General features: G+C 68.4%; 20 protein-coding genes and 2 pseudogenes. 11 read left to right on the top strand and 11 right to left on the bottom strand.

Annotated features, from left to right (window positions below; genetic code table 11):
• Window positions 1-11: 11 nt before the first annotated feature.
• Together pdxA and rsmA are read left to right on the top strand one after the other, a co-directional pair.
• Entirely contained in the window at window positions 12-1,034 is a 1,023-nt protein-coding gene (pdxA, locus tag ASG51_RS02315) for a 4-hydroxythreonine-4-phosphate dehydrogenase PdxA (protein WP_056378754.1), read from the top strand.
• Window positions 1,031-1,891, top strand: coding sequence for a 16S rRNA (adenine(1518)-N(6)/adenine(1519)-N(6))-dimethyltransferase RsmA (gene rsmA / locus ASG51_RS02310; RefSeq protein WP_056378753.1), 861 nt, complete (start codon window positions 1,031-1,033; stop codon window positions 1,889-1,891). Before pdxA ends, rsmA begins: the two co-directional genes overlap by 4 nt.
• A gap of 88 nt (window positions 1,892-1,979) precedes the next feature.
• On the opposite strand, the gene ASG51_RS02305 is transcribed toward rsmA, so the two are convergent.
• The 3 genes from ASG51_RS02305 to ASG51_RS02295 all read right to left on the bottom strand — a co-directional run bounded on the left by ASG51_RS02305 (window position 1,980) and on the right by ASG51_RS02295 (window position 4,929).
• Window positions 1,980-2,978, bottom strand: a complete 999-nt coding sequence (locus ASG51_RS02305) for a TIM44-like domain-containing protein (protein WP_056378751.1) — start codon at window positions 2,976-2,978, stop codon at window positions 1,980-1,982.
• A gap of 115 nt (window positions 2,979-3,093) precedes the next feature.
• Window positions 3,094-4,209, bottom strand: a complete 1,116-nt coding sequence (locus ASG51_RS02300) for an ATP-binding protein (RefSeq protein ID WP_056378749.1) — start codon at window positions 4,207-4,209, stop codon at window positions 3,094-3,096.
• An 87-nt stretch (window positions 4,210-4,296) separates the two neighbouring features.
• The gene (locus ASG51_RS02295; protein ID WP_056378747.1) at window positions 4,297-4,929 is read right to left on the bottom strand and encodes a helix-turn-helix transcriptional regulator; all 633 of its coding nucleotides are present in this window, start codon (window positions 4,927-4,929) and stop codon (window positions 4,297-4,299) included.
• A gap of 218 nt (window positions 4,930-5,147) precedes the next feature.
• Here ASG51_RS02295 and ASG51_RS02290 point away from each other — a divergent pair, with 218 nt between their 5' ends.
• The 3 genes from ASG51_RS02290 to ASG51_RS02280 all read left to right on the top strand — a co-directional run bounded on the left by ASG51_RS02290 (window position 5,148) and on the right by ASG51_RS02280 (window position 7,219).
• Entirely contained in the window at window positions 5,148-5,540 is a 393-nt protein-coding gene (locus tag ASG51_RS02290) for a DUF952 domain-containing protein (RefSeq protein ID WP_056378745.1), read from the top strand.
• A complete protein-coding gene (locus tag ASG51_RS02285) occupies window positions 5,537-6,616 on the top strand; it encodes a quinone-dependent dihydroorotate dehydrogenase (RefSeq protein ID WP_056378743.1) in 1,080 nt (359 codons plus the stop codon). The genes ASG51_RS02290 and ASG51_RS02285 overlap by 4 nt, the downstream gene beginning before the upstream one ends.
• A 228-nt stretch (window positions 6,617-6,844) precedes the next feature.
• Window positions 6,845-7,219 (top strand): response regulator, encoded by a 375-nt coding sequence (locus ASG51_RS02280; RefSeq protein ID WP_056378741.1) that lies wholly within the window; start codon window positions 6,845-6,847, stop codon window positions 7,217-7,219.
• 51 nt (window positions 7,220-7,270) lie between these two features.
• On the opposite strand, the gene ASG51_RS02275 is transcribed toward ASG51_RS02280, so the two are convergent.
• Window positions 7,271-8,740: a PAS domain S-box protein gene (locus tag ASG51_RS02275; protein ID WP_056378739.1), complete on the bottom strand. Its 1,470-nt coding sequence runs from the start codon at window positions 8,738-8,740 to the stop codon at window positions 7,271-7,273.
• A 393-nt stretch (window positions 8,741-9,133) separates the two neighbouring features.
• Between ASG51_RS02275 and ASG51_RS23810 the strand changes: the two are divergent.
• The 4 genes and pseudogenes from ASG51_RS23810 to ASG51_RS23085 form a co-directional block, all read left to right on the top strand.
• Window positions 9,134-9,229: pseudogene (locus tag ASG51_RS23810) on the top strand (IS5/IS1182 family transposase); the annotation flags it as partial.
• Between the two features lie 4 nt (window positions 9,230-9,233).
• Window positions 9,234-9,854 (top strand): transposase, encoded by a 621-nt coding sequence (locus ASG51_RS23090; RefSeq protein WP_082513828.1) that lies wholly within the window; start codon window positions 9,234-9,236, stop codon window positions 9,852-9,854.
• 12 nt (window positions 9,855-9,866) lie between these two features.
• Window positions 9,867-10,091 (top strand): annotated as a pseudogene (locus ASG51_RS02260) (transposase); the annotation flags it as partial.
• A gap of 338 nt (window positions 10,092-10,429) precedes the next feature.
• On the top strand, window positions 10,430-10,714 hold the full coding sequence (locus ASG51_RS23085) for an AlpA family phage regulatory protein (protein ID WP_082513827.1): 285 nt from the start codon (window positions 10,430-10,432) through the stop codon (window positions 10,712-10,714).
• Here the strand turns inward: ASG51_RS23085 and ASG51_RS02255 are convergent.
• Complete coding sequence (locus tag ASG51_RS02255; RefSeq protein ID WP_056378735.1) at window positions 10,680-11,936, bottom strand: integrase arm-type DNA-binding domain-containing protein; 1,257 nt, start codon at window positions 11,934-11,936, stop codon at window positions 10,680-10,682. The genes ASG51_RS23085 and ASG51_RS02255 overlap by 35 nt on opposite strands.
• Before the next feature lie 293 nt (window positions 11,937-12,229).
• Window positions 12,230-13,786, bottom strand: coding sequence for a glutamine-hydrolyzing GMP synthase (guaA, locus tag ASG51_RS02250; RefSeq protein ID WP_056272257.1), 1,557 nt, complete (start codon window positions 13,784-13,786; stop codon window positions 12,230-12,232).
• A 165-nt stretch (window positions 13,787-13,951) separates the two neighbouring features.
• On the opposite strand from guaA, the gene ASG51_RS02245 reads away from it, so the two are divergent.
• Window positions 13,952-14,179, top strand: a complete 228-nt coding sequence (locus ASG51_RS02245) for a hypothetical protein (RefSeq protein ID WP_056212771.1) — start codon at window positions 13,952-13,954, stop codon at window positions 14,177-14,179.
• Between the two features lie 62 nt (window positions 14,180-14,241).
• Here the strand turns inward: ASG51_RS02245 and ASG51_RS02240 are convergent, their stop codons facing one another.
• The gene (locus tag ASG51_RS02240) at window positions 14,242-15,543 is read right to left on the bottom strand and encodes an RsmB/NOP family class I SAM-dependent RNA methyltransferase (RefSeq protein WP_056378953.1); all 1,302 of its coding nucleotides are present in this window, start codon (window positions 15,541-15,543) and stop codon (window positions 14,242-14,244) included.
• Window positions 15,544-15,707: 164 nt separating this feature from the next.
• Here ASG51_RS02240 and ASG51_RS24560 point away from each other — a divergent pair, with 164 nt between their 5' ends.
• Entirely contained in the window at window positions 15,708-15,881 is a 174-nt protein-coding gene (locus ASG51_RS24560) for a hypothetical protein (RefSeq protein WP_200927196.1), read from the top strand.
• On the opposite strand, the gene panE is transcribed toward ASG51_RS24560, so the two are convergent.
• The 4 genes from panE to ASG51_RS02220 form a co-directional block, all read right to left on the bottom strand.
• Complete coding sequence (gene panE / locus ASG51_RS02235) at window positions 15,875-16,831, bottom strand: 2-dehydropantoate 2-reductase (protein WP_056378732.1); 957 nt, start codon at window positions 16,829-16,831, stop codon at window positions 15,875-15,877. The genes ASG51_RS24560 and panE overlap by 7 nt on opposite strands.
• A 77-nt stretch (window positions 16,832-16,908) precedes the next feature.
• On the bottom strand, window positions 16,909-17,340 hold the full coding sequence (locus ASG51_RS02230) for an MAPEG family protein (protein ID WP_056378730.1): 432 nt from the start codon (window positions 17,338-17,340) through the stop codon (window positions 16,909-16,911).
• A gap of 61 nt (window positions 17,341-17,401) precedes the next feature.
• The gene (gene guaB, locus ASG51_RS02225) at window positions 17,402-18,895 is read right to left on the bottom strand and encodes an IMP dehydrogenase (protein WP_056272260.1); all 1,494 of its coding nucleotides are present in this window, start codon (window positions 18,893-18,895) and stop codon (window positions 17,402-17,404) included.
• Window positions 18,896-19,059: 164 nt separating this feature from the next.
• Window positions 19,060-19,962 carry a DUF3313 domain-containing protein gene (locus ASG51_RS02220; protein ID WP_056212782.1) on the bottom strand — a complete coding sequence of 301 codons (903 nt, stop codon included), beginning with the start codon at window positions 19,960-19,962 and terminating at the stop codon, window positions 19,060-19,062.
• Window positions 19,963-19,993: the final 31 nt, after the last annotated feature.

The raw sequence follows: 19,993 nt of genomic DNA, 5'->3' as shown, positions 1-19,993 counted from the left end.
GGAGTGTTGCGGTGAGCAGCCTGCATGGGCCGATCGCCCTCACCCTCGGAGATCCGGCCGGCATCGGACCGGAACTCGCCCTCATGGCTTGGCGCCTGCGGGACGCAGGGCCCGGGCTGCCGCCCTTCTTCCTGATCGGCGACCCCGCCTTCATCGAGCGGCGGGCGAGCGAACTGAACTTGCGAGTTCCCATCGCGGATGTCGGCCCGGATCTCGCCACCGAAGTCTTCGGGCGCGCCCTGCCGGTGATGGCCCTTCCCAGTGGCGCCGCCATTCATACCGTGGCGGGCCGGCCGGATTCCGCCAATGCCGGTGCGACGCTGGAATCGATCACCACGGCGGTGACCCTCGTCCGTGCCGGGGCGGCGACCGCCCTCGTCACCAATCCGATCGCCAAGTACGTCCTGACGCAGGTCGGCTTCGCGCATCCGGGCCATACCGAGTTCCTGGCCGCCTGCGCGGTGGAGCCCGGCGAGATCCCGCCGCTTCCTGTGATGATGCTGTGGAGCGAAACCCTGGCGGTGGTGCCGGTGACCATTCACGTCGCCCTTCGGCGGGTGCCCGACCTGCTGACGCAGGATCTCGTCCTGCGCACCGCCCGCATCGTGGCGGAGGACCTGCGCCGGCGCTTCGGTCTCGCCCGGCCGCGCCTCGTCCTGTCCGGCCTCAACCCACATGCGGGCGAGAACGGCACCATGGGCACGGAGGATCGTGACGTGTTGGAGGCGGCGGTGCTGCAGTTGCAGAGCGAGGGCATCGACATCCGCGGGCCGTTGCCCGCCGACACCCTGTTCCATGCGCGGGCCCGGGAGACCTACGACGTGGCCCTGACGCCGACCCACGACCAGGCCTTGATCCCGATCAAGACCCTGGCCTTCGACGAGGGCGTGAACGTCACCCTCGGCCTGCCCTTCATCCGGACATCGCCGGACCACGGCACCGCCTTCGACATCGCCGGCAAGGGCATCGCACGACCCGACAGCCTGATGGCGGCGCTCCGCCTCGCCGCCCGTCTCGTGAAGGCCGGCGCGTGAGCGAGGACGGAAGCATCAGCAGCGATGGCCTGCCGCCCCTGCGGGAGGTGGTGCGCCGGCACGGCCTGGAGCCTAAGAAGGCGCTCGGGCAGAACTTCCTGTTCGACCTCAACCTCACGGGACGGATCGCCCGCTCGGCTGGCCCGCTCGACGGCGTGACCGTGGTCGAGATCGGCCCCGGCCCCGGCGGCCTCACCCGTGCGCTCCTGGCGGAGGGCGCCGCCCGGGTCATCGCCATCGAGCGCGATCCCCGCGCGCTTCCGGCGCTGGCCGAGATCGCGGCGCACTATCCGGGGCGCCTCGACGTGGTCGATGCCGATGCCCTGAGCTTCGACCCGGTGCCGCTGATCGGCACGGGGCCGGTACGGATCGTCGCCAACTTGCCCTACAACATCGGCACGCCCCTGCTGGTGGGCTGGCTCGCCAGCGCAGCCTGGCCGCCCTGGTGGGATTCCCTGACACTGATGTTCCAGCGCGAGGTGGCCGAGCGCATCGTCGCCGACCAGGACGACCGCGCCAATTACGGCCGCCTCGGCGTCCTCTGCGGCTGGCGGACCGAGGCCCACATCCTCTTCGACGTGGCGCCCTCGGCCTTCGTGCCACCACCGAAGGTGACGTCCTCCATCGTGCGGCTGACGCCCCGGCGCGAGCCGCTGGCCTGTTCGGTTCAGGCCCTGGAGGCGATCACCCGGGCGGCCTTCGGGCAGCGGCGCAAGATGCTGCGTCAGAGCCTCAAGGCGGCAGTGCCCGATCCGGCCCGGCTTCTGGACGCGGCCGGCATCCCCGAGACGGCAAGGGCGGAGGAAGTGCCGGTCTCGGCCTTCGTGGCGATGGCGCAGGCTTACAGGCCCGCCTGATCGCCGCCTCCTGAAACGCGGAAGGGCCCGCGCGGACATCTCCGCGCGGGCCCTTCGTTTTCAGCGGCTCATCGCCGATGTCGGTCGTTCAGCGACCCTGCTGGATCGCCGAGAGGATCCACCGGCCGCCGCGCTCGCGCACGAAGGTCCACAGTTCGACCGCCTCGGGCTCGCCGGTCTCGACGACCCGCTGGGTCTTACGGTCGAGAGTCACATCCTTGATCGCGTAGCGCATCGCCACCGTGGCGTACTCGGCATTGCCCTCGCCCCAGGACTCGGAGAGGTCGCCCTGCAGCAGCTTCACGTCCGAGATCCGATTGACGACACCGCGTGCCTCGTTGGCGCGCAACTCCTCAAGGAAGTAGCCGGCCATCTCCGGGGTGGCGAGGTTGCGGAGCGCGGCCGCATCCTCACGGCCATAGGCAGCCTGCACGTCGTTGAGGGCGATCTCGAAGCTCTCGAAGTCGCCCGGTCCGATCTGGACCGGACGCGCCTGCGCGGGCTGGACCGGTGCGGGACCGCGCTGGGCGTTGCCGTAGCCGCCGCCCGTCGGGGCGCCCCCCAGGGGTGCGCCACCCAACGGGCCCGGATTCGCGCCGGCGCCGTCGAGATTGGAGCGGGACAGGCCGGCCGCGGCCGGTTGGCCCTGGCGCCGGCGGAACCAGCGCACGGCGAAGGAGACGAGCAGGACCACGAGGCCGACCTGCAGGATCAGGCCGAGGAACGAGGCGATGCCGCCGAGGCCGCCGAAGAAGCCGCCGCCCAGGAGCGCGCCGAGCAGGCCTGCGCCGAGCAGGCCGGCCATGAAGCCGCCGCCGAAGCGCCGTCCGGGCTGGGCGGCGGTGTTCATGCCGGGATTGCCCATGGCGGGGCCGGGCTGGGTCTGCGAGCGCTGGATCGGGGCCGGGGCGCCGGGCGCCGTGGTGGTGGCCGAGGGCGGCGCGTAGGTGCGCGAGCCGCGCGAGCCCATGCCACCGCTGCTGCCGCTACCGGGACGCGCCTCGACGACGGGCGCTGCGAGAACCAGCGTCGCGGCGAGCGCGAGGATGGATGCCGCGCGCTTCCGGCGAGTGGTGGAGGTGAGCATGAAAACGCCTCTGGTGAACAACTGGGAAGTCCGGCGATGACGCCGCTCCTGATATGGTGACGTTCGCGCCGGAGTTTTAGTCCGCTGTTCTTGCCAGAATCCTGTTGGATTCCCCTCAGAGCGCGGCAGGGAACACCATCCGGACCGTGGCGCCCTCACCGGGCTTCGAATCGATCGACACCGTGCCGTTCTGGCGCTTCACGAGGCCGTGGACGATGGCGAGCCCGGCACCCCGACCGGCCTCGCGGCTGGTGACGAAGGGCGCGAGGGCGCGGGCCGCCATCTCGGGGGACATGCCCTGGCCCTCGTCGGTCACCGTGATGCCGACGGCGCCGTCGCCGGGCCGCTGCAGGGCCCGGTCCCCCGGGGGCACCGCGAAGGTCGCGATCACGATGCGCCCGGGCGCCGGCATGGCCTCACAGGCATTGGCCACGATGTGGTTGAGGGCGAGCTCGATCTGGGTCGGGTTGCTGAGGCCGCAGGCGAGCCCCGGCGTGGTCCGGGTCTCCAGGGTGATCCGGGCCGGCAGCGTCGGGCCAGTCCGGGCGCCGAACGCTTCGATCAGCCCGTTCAGGTCGACCGGGCGGACATCGGGCGCGATGCGGCGCGAGAAGGCCAGGAGCTGGCGGGTCAGAGTGGTGGCGCGCTCGGCCGCGTCCGTGGAGCGGACGATGGCGCGCTGAATGAAGGGCTCGTCGCGGTCCCCCAGACGACGCTTCAGCCCGTCGATGTAGCCGATGAGGATCTGGAGGAAGTTGTTGAATTCATGGGCCACGCTGTTGGTGAGCAGGCCCAGCGCCTCGCGCTGACGGGAGAGTGCGAGGGCTCCCTCGGCGTCGTGGCGGCGGGTGACGTCCACGACCTGCGCCAGCCGGTAGGGGGTTTCCGGAACCGGGACGAGGTAGACCTGCACCCAGAATGCCGCACCGCCGCCCAGGCGCGCCAGCACCTCGACGCCCTCGGGCGCCCCACCGGAGAGGGCCGCCGCGAAGGTGGCGCCGGAGTCCCGGTCACCGGCGAGCCCGAGCCAGTCGCGCAGGTCGCCGTCGGAGGGCGCATCGGCGGGCCGGCGGACGAGGTCGCGGAGGGCGCGGTTGGCGAGGAGGATGCGGCCGCCGGGCGCGTCCGGCGCCAGCAGCGCGGCCGGCACGGCCGAGGCGGTCAGCAGTCGGGCGAGGCCGGCCTCCGGCGCACTTTCCGCAGGGTGATCGTCCGTCCGGGGCGATGCCATGGCCTGTCCGCCGATCCGGGGCACGCGGCCCCTCCGGCCGCAAGGCATACCCCCAACCGGGAGAACGGCAAAGCTGCGCCGGAGACGCTACTGGCGCACCCACATCACCCGGCCGATCCAGGCGATATCGCTGACGTTGACGACCCGGTCCTCGTGGTCCGGGTTCAGCGAGGCGAGCTCGATGGTGCGTGCGGTCTTGCGCTTCAGTTCCTTGGCCAGCACCTCGCCGGCCGCGAGCCGCACCACCACCCGGTCGCCCTTGCGGACCCCGGCGGTCGGCGAGACGATGACCACGTCGCCGTCGCGATAGAGGGGGGCCATTGAATCGCCCTGCACCTCCAGGGCGAAGGCGCGATCGTCGGCCAGGTCCGGAAACTCGATCTCCTCCCAGCCGGGACCGCCGGTGGGCATGCCCTCGTCGGTGAAGAGGCGCCCGGCGCCGGCCTGGGTCATGCCGATCAGCGGGATCATGGTGCGCGGTGGTCCATCGCGCGCTTCGATCAGACGGAGAAATTCGTCGAGGCTCGCGCCGGTGGCAGCCAGCACCTTCGAGACCGATTCGGTGGAGGGCCAGCGCTTGCGGCCATCGGGGCCGATGCGCTTCGAGCGATTGAAGCTCGTCGCGTCCAGCCCGGCCCGCCGAGCGAGACCGGACGCGGAGAATCCATGACGTTCCGCTAGGCGGTCGATTGCGGTCCAAATCTGTTCATGAGACAGCATCGAAAGCTCAAAGCGTATTACGGGTAAGACGTCCAGCCTAGAGTTAGGAAAGTAGAACTATTCTACTCGAATGGCAATGGTGCGAAGGCTGCCGATTCAGCCGGTCGCTTCATCCCCGGGTCCTGGCAACTCATGATGTCAACTTAGTCCGTGAGGTTGCAGTTTCGGACGTCGCGGCGGCGTTTGATCGGCCCTGCGAAACCCGGTACGGAGCGGGCATGGCGCTCATCTACAAGATCTCCCCCCGGGCCCTCTGGCGCAGGGCCGAGGATATCGGCCGCTTCGAGGGCGCCCCGATCGACCGCACCGACGGCTACATCCATTTCTCCACCGCCGCTCAGGTGGGGGAGACCGCGGCCCGCCACTTCGCCGGCGTCGAGGACCTCGTTCTGGTCGCCGTGGAGGCCGAAGATCTCGGGCCGGCCCTGCGATACGAACCGTCGCGGGGGGGCAATCTGTTCCCGCACCTCTACGCCGTCCTGGACCTGAAGGCCGTCCGGTCCGTGACCGACCTGCCCCTCGGGGCCGACGGGCGCCACGTCTTCCCGCGCGATCTCGGCGCAGCCCCCCTCGCCGGCGCGGCCCCCCGTGCCGAAGGACGCCCGGCATGATCGGCGCTCTCTTCCCCCTGGCCAAGCCCCTGCTGCACCGCCTCGATGCCGAGACGGCGCACAATCTCACGCTGCGCGGCCTCGCCGCCCTGCCCCCGCGCCGGCCGCCGGCCGACGATGCACGCCTCTCCGTCGAGGCCCTGGGCCGCCGGTTTCCGAATCCGGTCGGTCTCGCGGCGGGCTTCGACAAGGGCGCCGAGGTGCCCGATGCCCTGCTCGGACTCGGCTTCGGCTTCGTCGAGGTCGGCGGCGTCGTTCCGAAGGCGCAGCCGGGCAATCCCCGCCCCCGGGTCTTCCGGCTGGCACAGGACCAAGCGGTCATCAACCGCTTCGGCCTGAACAGCGAGGGCCTCGAGGTGGTGCGAGGCCGCCTCGCCGCCCGCCAGGGCCGGCCAGGGCGCGTCGGCGTCAATATCGGCGCCAACAAGGATTCGACCAACCGCCTCGCCGACTACGTGACCTGCACCCGCGCCCTGGCGCCGCTGGTGGATTTCGTCACCGTCAACGTCTCCTCGCCGAACACCCCCGGCCTGCGGGACCTCCAGGGCGAAGCCTTCCTCGACGAGCTGCTCGCCCGGGTGGTCGAGGCCCGCGACACGACCCATCCGGCCTCCGCCATCCTGCTGAAGATCGCGCCCGACATCACCCTCGACGCCCTCGACGCGATGACGGCCACCGCCCTGCGGCGCGGCGTCCAGGGTCTGGTCGTGTCCAACACCACCATCGCCCGGCCCGGGACCCTTCGCGAGGCGAGCCTCGCCCGCGAGACCGGCGGCCTCTCGGGCCGGCCGCTCTTCGCGGCGGCGACTCGTCTCCTCGCCGAGACCTATCTGCGGGTCGGCGGAAAGCTTCCCCTGGTCGGCGTCGGCGGCATCGACTCGGCGGAGGCCGCCTGGACCAAGATCCGGGCCGGCGCCAGCCTGCTCCAACTCTATTCGAGCCTCGTCTATGCCGGTCCCGGGCTGATCCCGAAGATCAAGGTCGGGCTGGTAGAGCGCATGAAGGCCGAGGGCATGCCCCAGCTCGCCCCCGTGGTCGGGCGCGACGCCGCCGCCCTGGCAAAGCTGCCGGGCTGACGCCGCAGCGCCGGGCCAGCGCCCTTACGCTTTCTTCACGTCACCGGATCGCGCGACGGAGTGCCCCGCTTCCGGGGAGAACCCGGACTAGAGCGCGTCCCTCGCAGCATGGTGCTCAGCCATATCACCACACCGCGGGATCAAACACCGAGACGGCCAAGGTCGGGAATACCCCTGGGCCTAACAGTCCCACAGGCAACCGTTCCGGAGGTCGCTTGTTGAACAGCAATGTCGAGGAAACGCGATCCCGAAACATCGTGGGTGCTTGTGGTCGAGGACGATGACCTCGTCCGCATGATGGCGGTCGACATGCTGGAGGATGCCGGCTTCTCGGTGGTCGAGGCACGTCAAGCCGATGAAGCCTGGTTCATCCTTCACGAGCGTTCGGACATCGGCGTGCTCTTCACGGACGTCGATATGCCCGGGTCTATGTGCGGAGTGACCCTGGCCGAGCGCGTCCACCACGCCTGGCCCGACATCCGGCTCGTCGTGACCTCGGGACGCAACCGGTTCGCGAATCGGGACATGCCGGATCACGGGTTGTTCGTCGCCAAACCGTACAGCTCCTCCCAGGTCGTCGACGCCATCCACCACGCGGCCTGACGTCTGGATGGCGTTTACCAGAATGAGGATACCAGACCGAACGGCGCCCCTTCAGTCTCGGGTGATCTCCAGCAGCGGCGCCTCGGCCGTGAACACGACGCCGCGCGGGCGGTAATCGATCTCCGCCGTCCCTCCGATCTCCTGGGCCAGGGCGCGTTCGATCATGCGGGAGCCGAAGCCGGTCCGCGTCGGTCGCGAGACCCGGGGTCCACCGACCTCCTGCCACTGGAACCAGAGCCGGTCGGGACTGGACCCGTCCACGATATCCCAGCTCACGATCACCCGACCGTCGTCCCGCGAGAGGGAACCGTACTTGACGGAATTCGTCGCGAGTTCGTGGATGGCGAGCGCGAAGGCCAGGGCGACGCGCGGTGCGAGGCGCAGGATCGGTCCGCCGATCTTGAAGCGATGACCCTGCTCGACGCCGAACGGGTGCAGCGCCGCAATGACGACCTCCGTCAGAGTCGCCCAATCGCCACTGCCCCGGGCCAGCATTTCCGTCGCGGCCGACAAGGAACGTAGGCGGGACTCCATCGCGACCTGCGCCTCCTCCAGGGAAGCGGCACCCCGCAGCGTCTGGCGGGAGATGGATTGGACGGTCGCCAGGGTGTTCTGGATGCGGTGGTTGAGCTCGCCCGCAAGGAGGTCGCGGTGCTCTTCGGCCCGCTTGCGGTCCGTGATGTCCAGGCTGATCCCGGCGATGCTCAGAGGTGTGCCATCCGCGCGGTACGAGGCCTGGCCGCGAAACTGCAGCCAGCGTGTCTCGCCTCGCGGAGTGATGACACGGATCTCGACGTCGTAGTCCGAGTGGCCGGCAATCGCGGCGTCCCGGGCCGCGAGCTTCCTGGGGAGATCCTCCGGATGGATGGCCTTGAGCATCTCCTCGTAGGTCAGCGGCTCATTCTGCGGGTGACCAAGGTTCTCCTTGAACCCATCCGACGAGACCAGGCGCATGACGCCGAGATCGAGCGTCCAGGCTCCGAGGCGTCCGGCCTTCAGGGTGAATCGGAGGCGCTCCTCGCTCTCGATGAGTTCGAGGGAGCGGCGGGCCGACTCCGCCTCCAGGGCGTCACGGTCCTTCTGGAGGACGACGAGCCGCTCCTTTTCGAGGGTCACGTCATACTGCGAGGCGAAGAAGTAAGTCAGTTCGCCGTCGGGCGCGAAGACGGGCGAGACGAGGAGGCGGTTCCAGAAAGCGATGCCGTCCTTGCGGTGGTTTTTCAGGTCGATCTCGATGGTGACGCGCCGGTCGATGGCGTCCCTGACCCGCTTGACGTCCTCGGGGTTCGTCTCGGGGCCCTGCAGGAAACGGCAGTTGCGTCCGATGATCTCCGGGCGTTCGTAGCCGGTGAGCTTCACGAACGCGTCGTTCACGTACACGATGGGATTGTCGGGCAACCGCGGATCGGTGATCACCATCGGCATGCGCGTCGCGCGCACGGCAGCGGCGAAGGGATCGGAGCCGACGACGGAGCTGGTGATCTCGGCGTCGATGCGCGCGCCGTCTTCGGAGTCGTTCAAGTGTCGGCCGTCCCGGTGATCAGAAGCGTTCTAGTGAACGATCCTGATCAGGCCAGGGGTGTGATTGTCACACCGCCCATCGCCGCTGCGCGTTCGGTCCCGACGCTCGTGAACATCGGTAAGCGCGAGCCCAGCCGCCGATCTCGAAGACCTTCACGGGCATCAAGACCTGAACCTCGTCGGCATTCGGTCTTCCGCTCAAACGACCGGCGAGATCTCGGGCTGCGCCTCAGCCGCTGAACAGCGACCGAGGCCTCCCACGGCGTTCGATTCCAGTAAGGCCAGAGTGGTGATCGGCGCCCCAAGAATGACGGTGGGATACCGTTAGGGTCTGTCGTCGCCTGAACGGATTGGTTTGGCTTTCGTTTTCGTCTCTCTGATGCAGGAGGGACGATGCTGAGCGACGCGCAGTGGTCTGAACTGGAGCCCCTGGTGGAGGCCTGCCGGCCCAAGGCCAAGACGCCCCCACAGGATCTTCGGCGCACGCTCNACGATGCTGAGCGACGCGCAGTGGTCTGAACTGGAGCCCCTGGTGGAGGCCTGCCGGCCCAAGGCCAAGACGCCCCCACAGGATCTTCGGCGCACGCTCTCAGCCATTCTCTGGCGGCATCAGAACGGGGCCAAGTGGCGGGCTATTCCGGAGSATCTGGGTCCCTGGTGGCGCGCTGCGCAGATCTTCATCCGCTGGTCCCGTGCCGGCGTCTGGGAGCGACTGCTTGGCCTCGTGCAGGAGCGGGGCGTCCAACTCGGGATGGTGGGTCGCGCCATCGCCTTCCGGCTGGCGCCCGGTCAGGCCCATGAACTGCCCCATGCGGTTCCGCTGCTCGACCAGCTTCCGGGTGTGCCCAAGTGGGTCGTCGGGGACCGGGGCTACACCAGCCACGCCTTTCGTGAGCACATCTGGGACATGGGCGCGCGGCCCGCGATCCCGCCTCAGCGCCACGAAGCACCCGTCGCCTGCCCGGACTGGATCTACAACAACCGCAACCAGGTCGAGCGCCTCTGGGCCAGGCTCAAGGAGTGGCGCGCCATCGCCACACGCTACGAGAAGACGACCGTCAGCTTCATGGGCGTCCTCTGTCTTGCCGCGGCCCTCGATTGGCTCAAGCGATGACAGACCCTAGCTCGTGAGCACATCTGGGACATGGGCGCGCGGCCCGCGATCCCGCCTCAGCGCCACGAAGCACCCGTCGCCTGCCCGGACTGGATCTACAACAACCGCAAYCAGGTCGAGCGCCTCTGGGCCAGGCTCAAGGAGTGGCGCGCCATCGCCACACGCTACGAGAAGACGACCGTCAGCTTCATGGGCGTCCTCTGTCTTGCCGCGGCCCTCGATTGGCTCAAGCGATGACAGACCCTAGCGGTGCTCGGCCCCGAGAGTTTCGGGCTGACCTGCCGTCGAAATATTTCGACGGGGAATTGGTGCGGGTGGTCGGAATCGAACCGACACTCCTTTCGGAACCGGATTTGGAAGTGAGTCGAGTCTACCGAACGCCTCCTTCGTGGGGCGAACTTACCGCTATTCGAGTTCGTTCAGCAGGGCCTGTTCGCTACTATGCTGCACCTACGGGTCAGGGAAAACCCGCCGATGTGTACGCCATTGCCCGAAAATACCGCACAGCATCTCGGGAGGGCTTCCAGTATCAACATCTATCGGTCTCAATCGCTCCGGCAACGTAGGAGATTGAGATGGCAAAAACTGAAGCTACGCAAATCCGAAGAACAATCCGGCGGCAGCAGTTGCGTGAAATGGTGCCGATGGCAGACAGCACCATCTATGAAATGGAGCAACGCGGCGAATTCCCACGGCGGTTCGCGCTCTCGCCACGTTGCATCGTGTGGGATCTAGCCGAGGTCGAGGCTTGGTTGATCGCACGACGGACCGCCCCGATCCGTCGTGCGCAGCACCCCGACGTCGCCAAGCGAAAATCCCGTCCAGTCAAAGGGCAGGATCAAGCTCCAGCAAAGGCATAGTCGTGGGTAGGAGCGTTGGGGCATGCCTGCGACCCTCGACCCACGCGTCCACGGTATCCGCCCACTCCTGCATCATATGGCGGCGCTGGACCTCGTATTCGGCCTTGTTATAGACTCCACGCGACGAGCGACCGTCTTCGTGCGCCCAGCACTTCTCGATCCAATCTCTATTAAAACCCAGTTCGTTTAGCAGGGTCGAGCCTGTACGCCGCAGGTCGTGAACCGTGAATGGTTCGAGTGGCAGCCCATCTTGCTTGGCCTGCTCAACGACCGAATATGTGACCCGATTGAACGTCGCGCGAGACATTGGCGCATCGACGTCATAGCGCGAAGGCAACAGATACCGGGAATTCCCGGCGCAGGTTTTGAGCGCAATCATGATGTCGAGAGTCTGGCGGCACAGATAGACGTTGTGCGCCTTTGACCGCTTCATCCGCTCCTTGGGAATTGTCCAAACAGCGTTCTCGAAGTCGACCTCGTCCCAAACCGCGTCCTGCAGTTCGCTCTTGCGCACCATCGTCAGTAGGAAGAGCCGCATCCCGAGCCGGATCGTCGGCAGCGTGGCGACCTTTTCCAGCTCTTTTAGCATCACTCGAATTTCGGCTGGCGACAGAGCCCGATCTTTCGGCGTGAACGTCGCGATCGATGCTGGTCCGACGTCGTCGGCCGGATTGGCCACCTTCTCGCCATGCAAGATCGCGAACCCGTAGATCTGCTTCAGGATGTCGCGTACATGGATCGCGGTAGCGGGCGCGCCGCGATCAACGATCTTTCCGCATTGCGCGCGAAGATCGTCCGGTGTGATCTCGGTAAGCAGGCGGTTGCGCCAAACCGGCAATAGCTCCCGTTCAAAAATGGAACGACGCATGGCGCGTGTGCTGTCAGCCATGGGCGCATTCACCAGCCACTTTTCGCCAAACTCGCCGAAGCTCTTCGCTTCCTTGATACGGCGCTTCTCGCGCTGCTTCTCAATGGCCGGCGATCGGCCCTCGCTGATCGCTCGCCGCGCGTCCAGGCAAAGCTCTCGAGCCCGCGCCAACGAGATTCCATCTCGCCCGTATTTGCCCAGGTAGACCGTCTCCCGTCGTCCATTGAGCCGATAGTCCAGCCTGAACGACAGAGCGCCCGAGGGCGCGACGCGCAAATACATGCCATCGCGGTCCGTCACCTTGTACATTTTCTCTTTAGGTTTAAGCGCCTTGATCGCTGCGTCCGTCAACATGGTACGCCACCTCCAAAAAAGTACCGTCACGCGGTTTTGGGGGGCTCTCGTCGGAAAAGTCTGCGTATTGTCAGCAGCTTAGCGTCAAAAAAGTACCGTCAGGAGCCTCATCTCCCTTGACGGTACTTTCAAATTTCGTCGCGATCAATATGGCCAAGGCCCGTCAACGGGTCCGACAGCCGCGATCTCTGCCCACCGATAGGCATCGATAGATCCCGACAGGAATATTTATTTTTATCAGTGGTTTAGATCGTGCTCTGGGGTGGTTTTGGATATGGCCGGATAGGCAAAAATCATTCCCACTCGATCGTTCCAGGCGGCTTCGAGGTAATATCGTAGGTCACGCGGTTGATCCCCTTGACCTCGTTGATGATCCGCGTCGCCACCCGACCGAGGAACGTCATGTCGAACGGATAGAAATCGGCGGTCATGCCGTCGACCGAGGTCACCGCGCGCAGGGCGCAGACGTGGTCGTAGGTGCGTCCATCGCCCATCACCCCGACGGTCTTCACGGGAAGGATCACCGCGAAGGCCTGCCAGATCGTGTCGTAGAGGCCCGCGTTGCGGATCTCCTCCAGGTAGATCGCATCGGCCTTGCGCAGAGCTTCGAGCTTCTCGGGGGTGATCGTACCGGGGCAGCGGATGGCAAGGCCCGGACCCGGGAAGGGGTGGCGTCCGACGAAGGCCTCCGGCAGCCCGAGCTCCTTGCCGAGCACACGGACCTCGTCCTTGAACAGCTCGCGCAGGGGCTCGACGAGCTGCATGTTCATGCGCTCGGGCAGGCCGCCGACATTGTGGTGGGACTTGATCGTGACCGAGGGACCACCGGTGAACGAGACGCTCTCGATCACGTCCGGGTAGAGGGTGCCCTGGGCCAGGAAGGCGGCGCCGCCGATCTTCCTCGACTCGGCTTCGAAAACGTCGATGAACAGGCGCCCGATGGTCTTGCGCTTCTGCTCCGGGTCGCTGACGCCGGTCAGCTCGCCGAGGAACAGGTCCTGCGCCTCCACATGGACGAGGGGGATGTTGTAGTGGTCGCGGAACAGGCGCACGACCTCCTCGGCCTCGCCCATGCGCAGGAGGCCGTGGTCGACGAAGACGCAGGTGAGCTGCTCGCCGATCGCCTCGTGGATCAGCACCGCCGCCACCGCTGAGTCGACGCCGCCGGACAGGCCGCAGATCACCCGCTCCTTGCCGACCTGCGCTCGGATCTTCTCGATCGCCTCCTCGCGGTAGGCGCCCATGGTCCAGTCGCCGGAACAGCCGGCGATGTCGCGCACGAAGTTGCGGATCAGGAGGGCGCCATGCGGCGTGTGCGCCACCTCCGGATGGAACTGCACCGCGTAGTACTTGCGCGCTTCGTCCGCGACCGCCGCGAAGGGGGCGTTCTTCGACATGGCGACGGTCGTGAAACCGTCCGGCAGCTTCGTGACGCGGTCGCCGTGGCTCATCCAGACGGGGTAGTGCTCGCCCACGTGCCAGACGCCCTTGAACAGGGGGCAATCCGACAGGATCTCGATCTCGGCCCGACCGAACTCCGCGTGGTGCCCGCCCTCGACCTCGCCGCCGAGCTGGGCCGCCATGGTCTGCTGACCGTAGCAGATGCCGAAGACCGGCACGCCGGAATCGAACACGATCTGCGGGGTCCGGGGCGAGGCGTCGGTCGTCACCGATTCGGGACCGCCCGAGAGGATCACGCCCTTGGGCTTGGTTTCGGCGAAGGCTTCGGCCGCCTTGGTGAAGGGGACGATCTCACAGTAGACGCCCTCCTCGCGAACGCGGCGTGCAATGAGCTGCGTCACCTGGCTGCCGAAATCGACGATGAGGATCTTATCGTGCTCTGTAGTCATGGAACCGGAGTTAGACGAGGCCTCGGTCCGGTGCAACGGATCACCCCGCAGAGCCGCCCCGCGGCGGGTATCGGGCTGGGGATGCGGCGCAAAGGACCGTTAACCCGGTGTTCACAGCCGGGCGTCGACACCGTGCGACCCCAGCAACGAACAGGAGCCTCAGCCATGAGAGCCACCATCTTCGGGATCGCCACCCTCGCCCTCGCCGGCTTCGGAGCCACCTCGGCCTCCGCCTTACCCGTTCCGGCCGGCATTGCACCCACCAGCGGGATCCAGCAGGTCCGCGTTGTCGAGCGCACGGTGATCCGCGGCCCCCGTTGCAAGACCGTCGTCACCAAGCGCCGTGGGCCGATGGGCCGGATGGTCGTGGTGCGGAAGCGCCGCTGCTTCTAAAACTGCGCCGCTTCTCCTGAGCAGATGTCTGGAATGGCCCCCATGTGGGGCCATTCCTCGTTTCAGGCCCGCCGCTCCAGGGTGGCGACGTAGAAGCCATCGGTGCCGGTTCGGGCGGGACTCATCTGGAGGCCGTACTGGGTCAGGCGGATGGCCGAGCCGAGTTCGGGGGCGTGCGCGGAAAGGATCTTGGAGGCTGAGACCACCGCGAAGTCGTCAGGCCGACGCGCGAGAAGGCCAGCGACGGCCGCGTCGTTCTCCTCGGGGAGCAGCGAGCAGGTGATGTAGGTGATGCGACCGCCGGTGCGCACCAGCCTTGCGGCCCGGTCGAGTACCGTGGCCTGGTCGGCGACGCGTGTGCTCAGGGCATTCGGACGCATCCGCCACTTGGCATCGGGATTACGCCGCCACGTGCCGGAGCCGGTGCAGGGGGCATCGACGAGGACGCGGTCCGCGCGGCCGTCGAGGTCTGCGAGGACGTCGGTGCGGGCCTTGCCGGCACGGGGCGTGCGGATCTCCGCGACGGCGCCGGCGCGCCGTAGGCGCTCGTGCATCGGGGCGAGCCGGCGCGGATCGTCGTCACTGGCGATCAAACGGCCGGAGTTCTCCATCATCGCGGCCAGGCTCAGGGTCTTTCCCCCGCCGCCGGCGCAGAGATCGATGACGGTTTCGCCGGGCCGTGCGCCGCTGAGAAGGCTTGCGAGCTGCGAGCCCTCGTCCTGAATCTCGTACCAGCCGTCGATGAACTCTGGCTCGACATGGAGGGCCGGGCCGCGTCCGTCGTCGCCGATGGGGATGCGCAGGCCATTGGGCGCGTGCGGGGTCGGTTCCGGTGTGAGGTGGGCGAGGCCCGCCAGGGCCTCTGCGCGGCTGCGCTTGAGGGTGTTGACACGGATGTCGAGGGGCGCGCGTCGGCCGAGGGCCCGCAATTCGTCGAGGATAGCGGATCCGAAGGTCGCCTCGAGGGAGGGGAGCACCCATTCGGGAACATCGCCGGCGACATGAAGCGGGGCGTCGACCAGGGTGCCGTCCGTCAAGCGCGTCCATTCGTCTGCGGTCAGTGGCTCCGGGGCGAAGCGTTCGCCGCTGAACATCTCTGCGATGGTCGGGGCAGCGAGACCGTACTGGAGCCGCAGCGTGCCGATGACGAGGCTGCGCGGGCTCTCGTCGGCCATGATCCAGGCGGCGGAGGCGCGCCGGCGCAGGGTGTCGTAGACGAGGCTGGCGATGGCGGCCCGGTCGCCCGATCCGGCGAAGCGATGGGCGAGGCCCCAATCCTTCAGGGCATCGGCGGCGGGGCGGCGGCGCGAGGCGATATCGGCAAGGACCTCGATGGCGGCGGAGAGGCGGGCGGGGGGCGTCAGGGCAAGATCCTCGGGTTCTGGGCAGTCGCTTTCGGCGGGCGCCGCGATACGGCCACGCTTCGGGCGGCGGCCGGACACAATACAGTCGAGCTTCCGGCGCGTTTACGGCTCAGCTTGCGCCACGGTGCCGCGCAGAGCGGACGCCTGGAGCTTTAGAGAACCCCATGTCTCCCGTCATCCATCTCAGCCTCGCCGGCCTCGTCATGCTGGCGGTCGCCGCCTGTTCCACGGCGCCGGACGCCCCCGACCTGTCGGCGCCACCCCCGCGCCGGCTCGATGCCAAGACCCAGCTCGAATACGGCGCGCCCCCGCCCCCGCCGCCCGGCCCGCGCTACTGAGGGGTCGCAGCCGCCGACTCGCGGGCGCGGCGGTTCTCGTAGGCCTTCAGGTGCGTGTAGACCCGGTCGAGCATCGGATGCCCGGCCGCATCGGGGGCCCGCGCGATCAAGTCGCCGATGATGTGGTCGGCCTCGATGCGGGCGCCGCCCTCGATGTCGCGCAGCATCGAGGCGGTGAAGGCCGAGCCCTCGGCGGTGAGCGTCCTGCGCGTGTTGTCCATCACGGTCGACCGCGGTGCGTAGCCGGCGGCTTCGGCGATGGCACGGCACTCCTCCATCAGCGCTTCTACGAAGGCGAGCCCGCCCGGAGCGGCCATGATGTCGCCGATGGTGGCGCGCATCAGGCAGGTGGCCCCGGCCAGGGTCGCCAGGAAGCTCCATTTCTCCCACATTTCCAGCAGCATTTGCTCGCTGAGGCGGGGCTGGAAATTCACGCCCTGCATCAGGGCCTCGATGGCCTCGACGCGGGTGGAGCGGCCGCCGGCGCGCTCCCCGTAGGTCAAGGTATGGAGCGGGTTCATCTGACGGATCTCGCCCGCGGGGCCGAGAGTCGCCACGATGGCGCAGGAGCCGCCGAGCACACGGTCCGCACCGTATACCACGTCGAACGCGTCGAGGTGGCGCATCCCGTTGAGCAGGGGCAGGATCGCGGTGTCGGGTCCGACGGCCGGCGCGACGTCGGCGATGGCGCTGTCGAGATCGTAGGCCTTGCACGAGAACAGCACGAGGTCGAAGGCGCCGCCCTTGCCGGCGGCGAGGTCGGCGGCGGTGACGGTCTGTGGCGCCGGAATGTGCAGGTTGCCGGCGGGACTCTCGACCCTCAGCCCGGCCGCGGCGAGCTTCGCCGCGCGGGCCGGACGGACCAGGAAGGTGACGTCGCGGCCGGCCTCGGCGAGGCGTGCGCCAAAGTATCCGCCGGTGGCCCCGGCGCCGACAACGAGCACGCGCATGGTCTGATCCCTTTCGTCGTTCGCGGATCGCGGCCCGATGCGGCCACCGATCCGTCAGGCCGCGTCATCGTCCCGGCTCAGACGCCGATCGGCGCCAGGAAGATCCGGAACGCGAAGAGGATCCACATCACCAGCAGCACCAGCGTGCCGACGGCATAGGCGCGGAAGCGGTGCGGGATGTGGTTCGTGGTGAGATAGACGCCGGCATGGACGACGCGCGTGGCCACGAAGATCCAGGCCAGGATCACGAACAGGAGGTCGGCCTTGCGGGTGGCCAGGGCGAACCCGACGAGGACGTAGAACAGCACCGGGATCTCGAACTGGTTCGAGAAGGTGTTGGCGGCCTGCTGGGCCGGGGCCGGCCAGTCGCGCTGGCCCAGTGTCAACGCGCGGTCCTTCACGGCGCCGTCGCGCACCGCCGAGAGGCGCATCCGCCCGGTCCAGAACAGCAGCGCGAAGGTGAGGAGGACCTGGGCGAAGACGGGCGCCAGGATGGCTTGGACGGTCACGGCGATTCCTATCGGGCGGCGACCCGTGCCGGACGTCCGACACGGGCGCGCGCGGCGCGGGTCAGGCGCGGCCGGGGTAGTTCGGGCTCTCGCGGGTGATGGTCACGTCGTGGACGTGGCTCTCGCGCAGGCCCGCATTGGTGATGCGGATGAACTGCGCCTTCTCCTGGAACTCGGGGATCGTCGGGGCGCCGACATAGCCCATGGCGGCCCGCAGGCCGCCGGCGAGCTGGTGGAGCACCGCCGCCACCGGGCCCTTGTAGGGCACCTGCCCCTCGATGCCCTCGGGCACGAGCTTGTGGGTGTCGCTGACCTCGGCCTGGAAGTAGCGGTCGGCGGAGCCGCGGGCCATGGCGCCCACCGAGCCCATGCCCCGGTAGCTCTTGTAGGAGCGGCCCTGGTGCAGGAACACCTCTCCGGGGGCCTCGTCGGTGCCGGCGAGGAGCGAGCCGAGCATGGCCACGGAGGCGCCGGCCGCGATCGCCTTGGCGAGGTCGCCCGAGTACTTGATGCCGCCGTCGGCGATGACCGGCACGTCGGCGCTCTGTGCCGCCTCGACGGCCTCCATCAGGGCGGTGAGCTGCGGCACGCCGACGCCGGCGACGATGCGGGTGGTGCAGATGGAGCCCGGGCCGATGCCGACCTTGATCGCGTCCGCGCCGGCATCGATCAGCGCCTGGGCGCCGTCGCGGGTCGCGACGTTGCCGGCGACGATCTGCACGGTGTTGGAGAGCTGCTTCACGCGGCGCACGGCGTCGAGCACCTTGATCGAGTGGCCGTGGGCCGTGTCGACCACGATGACGTCGCAGCCGGCATCGATGAGGCGCTCGGCCCGCTCGAAGCCGCTGTCGCCCGTGGTGGTGGCGGCCGCGACCCGCAGGCGGCCCTGCTCGTCCTTGACCGCGCCCGGATAGGCGACCTGCTTCTCGATGTCCTTGACCGTGATGAGGCCGATGCAGCGATAGTGGTCGTCGACGACGAGCAGCTTCTCGATGCGGAACTGGTGCAGCAGGCGCTTGGCCTCGTCCTGGCTCACGCCCTCGCGCACGGTGATGAGCCGATCGCGGGTCATCAGGTCGGCGACGGTCTCGGACGAGTTGGTGGCGAAACGGACGTCGCGGTTGGTGAGGATGCCGACGAGCTTGCCGCGGGAGCCGTTGGGGCCGCGCTCCACCACCGGGATGCCGGAGATGCGGTTCTGCTTCATCAGCGAGAACGCATCCGCCAGGGTCTCGTCCGGGTGGATGGTGATGGGGTTCAGCACCATGCCCGACTCGTACTTCTTGACGAGGCGGACCTGCTCGGCCTGCTCGGCCGGCTCGAGGTTGCGATGGATGACGCCCATGCCGCCGTTCTGCGCCATGGCGATGGCCATCGGGGCCTCGGTGACGGTGTCCATGGCCGAAGCCAGGATCGGCAGGTTCAGGTGGATCGAGCGGGTGAGCCGGCTCGCGATCTTGACGTCGCTGGGCATCACCGAGGAGGCCGCGGGGCGCAGCAGGACGTCGTCGAAGGTCAGGCCCTCGATGATGGAATCAGCGGTGATGCGGGCCATGAACCAACTCCGGAACGGGTGCTGCGTCGGGCGCTCGCGGGCGTTCCGACGTCACTGGGTTGGCACGGGCCAGTATCATGCACGGGGAACCGGCGCAAAGCCGCCGGTGCGCGCGTCCGACAGGAAAATGCGCCCGGGACGCCGTTCTCCGGTGGGGGTTGCGCCTAGCGCACGCCTCGGGGCGCGCCCGGCAGGCCCTCGGCTGGCCCCCTGTCGGTCCATTCCGGCGGCGCGCCGACGTAATCGCCGAGGATGCCGTCGAGGCCCGGGGCACGGCCGAACGCTTCGCAATCGGGGTCGAGGGGCGCTTCGCCGAGGGTCGTGATGCGGACGCGGTCGTAGGTCGGCAGCGTAAGCGGCGCCTTGAACGGGTCCTGGCCGGTGGCGAGGTAGAAGCCGAAATCCTGGCCGAACTCGCCGGCGAGGTCGTAGGCGTCGCTGGCCGGGGAGAACCGGGCCTGGTTGGTGAAGGCGTTGCTGGCCCCGCCCCAGACCATGGCGGCGCGCTGCACGTTGCGGCTGTCGAGAGCCTCGGCCTCGACGGTCAGGCTGCCGAGACCGATCGGGATGCGGGGGATCGGGACGCGGCCGACGGCCGTCGCGAAGCCGGCGCCGAGCTGGGACGCGATGGTGATGCCCGCCGAGGTCGCCACCGTGGCGCCGGCCGCCGGCACGTTGGTGAGATCGATCCGGGTCACGGCCGAGCGCACCGTGAGGTCCGCCTTCCGGCCCGAGACCACGTCGTAGCGCAGGGAGAGTTCGTAGCAGAGCGCCCGGTCGGCCGCGTTGGCCACGAGCTTGCGCTCGGCCGGCGTCAGGCCCGGGGCCACCACCTCCGAGAAGGCGGTGGGGACGATCCGCACGGTCCGGGTGGCCGCGAGGGCCGCCGGATCGACGAAGATCCGCGAAGAGCTGGCCGTCTCGTCGCTGCCGGCGAGGCGGTCGTACCGGGTCAGGGCGCCGGATTCCGTGAGCACCACGGTCCCGCAGCCGGCGACGGCAGCCGCCAGGGCGAGGCAGGAGACGAAGCCCGCCAGCCTGCGTCGATGTTCGAACCTCGGAAGCATCGGTGACTTTCTTGGGGACACGGTGGGGAGC

The sequence above is a fragment of the Methylobacterium sp. Leaf465 genome (genome assembly GCF_001424705.1).
Taxonomy (GTDB): domain Bacteria; phylum Pseudomonadota; class Alphaproteobacteria; order Rhizobiales; family Beijerinckiaceae; genus Methylobacterium.
Note: the sequence above shows the minus strand (reverse complement) of the source record. Positions and strands in the feature narration are given on the sequence as shown.